This is a genomic window from Thalassolituus sp. UBA2590, from assembly GCF_002339775.1.
In the GTDB taxonomy this organism is placed as follows: Bacteria; Pseudomonadota; Gammaproteobacteria; order Pseudomonadales; family Oceanobacteraceae; genus Thalassolituus.
In genome coordinates this window covers 600-5273 of record NZ_DDKU01000084.1, presented here as the reverse complement: position 1 = coordinate 5273, position 4674 = coordinate 600, and the positions used below count along the sequence as shown (strand labels likewise).

6 protein-coding genes are annotated in these 4674 nt (G+C 50.6%); 2 read left to right on the top strand and 4 right to left on the bottom strand.

What is annotated here, in order from left to right; all coding sequences use genetic code 11:
- Both B2067_RS08145 and B2067_RS08140 read left to right on the top strand, forming a co-directional pair.
- Window positions 1–1100: hypothetical protein (locus B2067_RS08145; protein ID WP_301388068.1), on the top strand; the 1100-nt coding region annotated here is incomplete at its 5' end.
- Entirely contained in the window at window positions 1097–1516 is a 420-nt protein-coding gene (locus B2067_RS08140) for a type IV pilin protein (protein WP_297530490.1), read from the top strand. The genes B2067_RS08145 and B2067_RS08140, both read left to right, overlap by 4 nt.
- A 68-nt stretch (window positions 1517–1584) precedes the next feature.
- Here B2067_RS08140 and ispH read toward each other — a convergent pair whose 3' ends face one another.
- The 4 genes from ispH to B2067_RS08120 form a co-directional block, all read right to left on the bottom strand.
- Window positions 1585–2529 (bottom strand): 4-hydroxy-3-methylbut-2-enyl diphosphate reductase, encoded by a 945-nt coding sequence (gene ispH, locus B2067_RS08135; protein ID WP_301378229.1) that lies wholly within the window; start codon window positions 2527–2529, stop codon window positions 1585–1587.
- A complete protein-coding gene (gene fkpB, locus B2067_RS08130) occupies window positions 2519–2962 on the bottom strand; it encodes an FKBP-type peptidyl-prolyl cis-trans isomerase (protein WP_301388067.1) in 444 nt (147 codons plus the stop codon). The genes ispH and fkpB overlap by 11 nt, the downstream gene beginning before the upstream one ends.
- Window positions 2963–3018: 56 nt before the next feature.
- Window positions 3019–3534: a signal peptidase II gene (gene lspA, locus B2067_RS08125; protein ID WP_301388066.1), complete on the bottom strand. Its 516-nt coding sequence runs from the start codon at window positions 3532–3534 to the stop codon at window positions 3019–3021.
- A partial coding sequence (locus B2067_RS08120) for a class I tRNA ligase family protein (protein WP_301388065.1) occupies window positions 3534–4674 on the bottom strand: 1141 nt, incomplete at its 5' end. The genes B2067_RS08120 and lspA, both read right to left, overlap by 1 nt.

Below are 4674 nucleotides of genomic sequence, written 5' to 3'. Positions count from 1 at the left end.
CAGCATTAGTAAACTGGAATGACACTCCGACTGTCGTACTGCTTGCGGGAGGTGGCTATGACCCCGCTGAAGACGGCAGTTCAAGCGAACGGTTGGAGCACACGACGGGTAATACAGTTTATATGATCAGAGCATCTGACGGCGCCGTACTCTGGAGTGCGTTTGACGAAAGCAGCAATATTTCAGTAAATATGACCAACAGCTTCGCCAGTGACGTTTCACCAGTAGATCGTGATGGAGATGGCTTCGTTGATCTTTTATTTGCAGCGGATACAGGCGGAAGAGTATGGCGCTTTGACTGGAAAGATGACAACCAAGGGTTTAATGGTAATGTAATCGCTGACCTGAACAGCAGCGCCTCAGACGGTGTGTCAGGCAACCGCCGCTTTTATGTAAGCCCGGATGTCTCCTACATCAATACCACAAGAACCACAGAAACAGACGAAGGCATTGAACTAGTGACCAAGGACAAGTTCCTGTTAGTGAGTATTGGTTCGGGCTATCGTGCACACCCTCTCGATGTAGATGTTCAGGATCATTTTTACCTGATCAAAGACCCGCACGGTCTGAACTATCCGGAAAGTTACGAAACTATTCAAATCGGTGATCTTGTAGAGTGGTCTTCTAGTGACGCCACCGACGAGTCGAAATCTGCTTTCGGTTGGTATTTTGATCCAACACTTGTCGGAGAGAAGATCATGTCACCATCAATCACACTCAACGGCGTTGTCACATTCAATACATTCTCAACGACCTCTGATGAGGAGTTCTCATGTTCTGGCAATCTGGGCGCATCCAGGACCTACCAACTTGCCCTTTCAGAAGAGATACGAAATCGCACTACCTGTAAGGACGGTACAAATTCCTGTAAACCAGATATTCCAGGAGAGAATCCTACTGGAGGAGACATTGTCCCAAGGCTGAAACCAGACCCAACACTGGTAATGCCGGACCCGGACGAGTGTCCCGAAGGTGAAGTATGCGACCTGCCTGATTGTGAGGATTATGCCATCAGCATCCTCTCTGGAACCACACTGACTCAGGGTAATATGGACCGCTGTGATCTGTTTGAAACCAACTATTGGGAGGAACAACAATGACATACCACCGTGGTTTCACGTTGCTTGAGCTTCTTGTTGTACTAGCAATTGTTGGTATTCTCGCGGCTGTCGCATACCCCTCCTACCAAGATAGCGTAAGGCAAGCGAACCGCTCCGATGCTATTGCGGAGCTGCAAGGAATACTTGCAGCTCAGGAGCGATATTTCCTCGCAAACCGCGAATACGCAACAGCATTGTCCAGCCTTGGCTTTGCGACAGATACTCATGCTATTGATGTCTACAACATCACAGCAGGTGATTGTGATGCGCCCAATAATGACGCAACTCTATGCGTTGAAATAACTGCTGCTGCATCAACAGACAGTCAAAAGAAAGATGGCGATATTGTGATGAACAGTATTGGCCGTTCTGAACTCGTTGAAGCAGGAACGGACACCGTTAAAAAGCAGCTGTGACCTTTCAGCTGAACAAATAAAAAACCCCAGCATTAGCCGGGGTTTTTTATTACCAGAGAAATATCGACTTACACTTCGGTCATCCGTAACTCTTTTGGTAACGAGAAAACCACGTTTTCTTCTCTGCCCTGCAATTCCTCAGGCTCCTCACCACCGAGTGATACCAGTTTAGCAACGACTTCTTTAACCAGAACATCCGGAGCAGAAGCACCTGCAGTAATACCAACGGCTTTAACGCCCTGGAGCCATTCAGCCTGAATTTCGGAAGCATCGTCGATCAGAAAAGCTTTTGCCCCCATACGCTCACCAAGCTCACGGAGACGGTTAGAGTTACTGCTGTTTGGCGAACCAACTACCAGCATCAGGTCACAATCAGACGCGAGGATTTTAACGGCGTCCTGGCGGTTCTGTGTGGCGTAACAAATGTCGTCTTTTCGAGGCCCGGTAATCTCAGGAAACTTCGCACGCAGTGCATCAATAACCCGGGCAGTATCATCCATCGATAATGTTGTCTGAGTTACGTATGACAGAGCAGAAGGATCTTTGACCTCAAGAGCATCAACGTCCTCTTCATCTTCAACAAGATAGATATTTCCGCCCTTGCTGAAGTCGTACTGACCCATGGTACCTTCGACTTCAGGGTGCCCTTTATGGCCGATAAGGATGCACTCTCGGCCGAGAGCGCTGTAGCGGGTCACCTCAAGGTGAACCTTAGTCACCAACGGGCAGGTCGCATCAAATACTTTAAGACCGCGGTCGGCTGCATTTTTACGCACAGCCTGAGAGACGCCATGAGCTGAAAAAATAACGATATTATCGTCTGGCACTTCATCTAGCTCGTCGACGAAGATAGCACCTCGATCACGCAGGTCATTCACTACAAACTTATTGTGGACGACTTCGTGACGAACATAGATAGGCGGTTCAAACAGTTCCAGTGCGCGATTAACGATATCGATCGCCCGATCAACACCAGCGCAGAAACCGCGTGGATTAGCGAGCTTAATCTGCATCCTTCACCTCGAGAATCTGAACTTCAAAATGGAGCTCTTTTCCTGCCAGCGGATGATTGAAATCAACGGCAACGTAGTCACCTTCAATAGAGCTGATTACGCCAGGAAGCTCAGCCCCCTGAGCATCTGCGAATGACACCATCAAACCTGGCGCCACCGGCATATCCACCGGAAAATCGGAGCGTTTCATTTCCTGAAGATTCTGCGGGTTTGGTTGCCCGAATGCTTTTTCGGGCGGCACGGTAAAAGTCTTGTGATCACCCGTGGTTAAACCGATCAGACATTCTTCAAAGCCTTCGGGTAAGTTTCCATCGCCGACCGAGAATTCAGCCGCGTCATTTTCGAAGGTGGAGTCCACTTCCTGCCCATCTGCCAGGCGCAGGGCAAAATGCAGTTTTACCCGACTTCCGTCAGCAATAATTCCGAGAGACATAATCACACCTTTTAATAGGCCGCACACAATGGCGGTGCGGCGTTAGTACGCAGATGTCAGGCTTTCGCCCGCTCTTCTTTAATTTCCCGAACCACATCAAGCGCCATCATAATCGCGCCTAATGTAATCGCGGAGTCGGCGATATTAAATGCAGGGAAGTAACTGTTGTTCCAGTGCACCGAAATGAAATCGACGACGTGCCCATACAATACCCGGTCAATCAGATTGCCCACGGCGCCGCCGAGTATCAGCGTCAGCGCAATAGGCAACCAGACACTTCCTCGCGGAAGTCTGGCCAGCCACACCAGCAACATAACCGAGACGCCCGCCGAGATAATCGTAAAGAACCAGCGCTGCCACCCCGCCTGATCCGCCAGGAAACTAAAAGCCGCACCTGGGTTATAGAGCAAGGTAAAGTCCAGAACAGGCAGAATGTACACCGGCTGGGCGTAGGTCAGCATGTTCTCCGCAGCCACTTTGGTCACCTGATCCAGCACCACGGCCAGCACGGCTAACCACAACCAGATCAGAGGCGAGCGTCCGCTGTCCGCTACAGCACTTGAATCATTCATCAGGCGTAATGACGGACTTCACCGTCACCCTCAACGTTCTCGACACAACGGCCGCACAAGGTTGGGTGACGCTCGTCGCTACCCACCGTCTCACTGTGATGCCAGCAACGTTCACACTTCTCGGCATCGGATGCCATAACAGCAACGCGAAGACCATCAAGGTCAGTCGCTTCACCACCCTCTTCGCTCAGAGATTTTACAACGGCACCCGAGGTAATCAGTACAAAGCGTAATTCATCACCTAAGCGATCCAGTTTGGCTTTCAACTCGTCAGCAGCGAACAATACGACTTCAGCACTCAAAGAAGCACCAATGCGTTTTTCACCCCGTGCTTTTTCCAGCGCGCCATTGACCGCTTCTTTGGCTTCCATGACGGAGCGCCAGTAAGCATCATTAAACTCGGACGCGGCAATCTGCGGAAAGTCTGTATACCACTCTGAAAGCTGAGCAGACTCTTCGCGCTCACCGCTCACTGGCGCAGGTAATGCGCTCCAGATTTCTTCAGCGGTGAAAGACAGCACAGGCGCGATCCAGCGCGCCATCGCTTCAGCGACATGATAAAGCGCAGTCTGCGCACTGCGACGTGGCAGGCTATCCGCTTTACAGGTGTACTGACGGTCTTTAATTACATCAAGGTAGAAGGCACCCAACTCAGATACACAGAAATTCATCAGTGTCTTCGTCAGCGCCTTCAGGTCATAGTTGTTATACAGCGCGATGACTTTTTCCTGGAGTCGCTCGGTGTAACTGACCATCCAGGCATCGAGTGGCAACAGTTGCTCCGCTGGCACCATATCGGCCGCTGGCATAAAGCCATTGATGTTCGCCAACAGGAAACGGCAGGTATTACGTACACGGCGATAAGAATCGGCGTTACGTTTCAGAATTTCATCAGAAACCGTCATCTCACCTGAATAGTCAGTATCGGCTACCCACCAGCGAAGGATGTCGCCGCCCAGTTGATTAATAACCTTCTGAGGTTCTACCGTGTTGCCGATCGACTTGGACATCTTGCGGCCCTGACCATCAACGGTGAAGCCGTGAGTCAGTGCTGTTTTGTAGGGTGCTTTGCCATAGGCTGCGACGCTGGTCAGCAGTGATGACTGGAACCAACCACGGTGCTGGTCAGAACCTTCCAGA

Coding starts and splice junctions, on each gene's coding strand:
- B2067_RS08140 (WP_297530490.1), top strand. CDS start 1,097: ATGACATACCACCGTGGTTTCACGTTGCTTGAGCTTCTTGTTGTACTA.
- fkpB (WP_301388067.1), bottom strand. CDS start 2,962: ATGTCTCTCGGAATTATTGCTGACGGAAGTCGGGTAAAACTGCATTTT.
- ispH (WP_301378229.1), bottom strand. CDS start 2,529: ATGCAGATTAAGCTCGCTAATCCACGCGGTTTCTGCGCTGGTGTTGAT.
- lspA (WP_301388066.1), bottom strand. CDS start 3,534: ATGAATGATTCAAGTGCTGTAGCGGACAGCGGACGCTCGCCTCTGATC.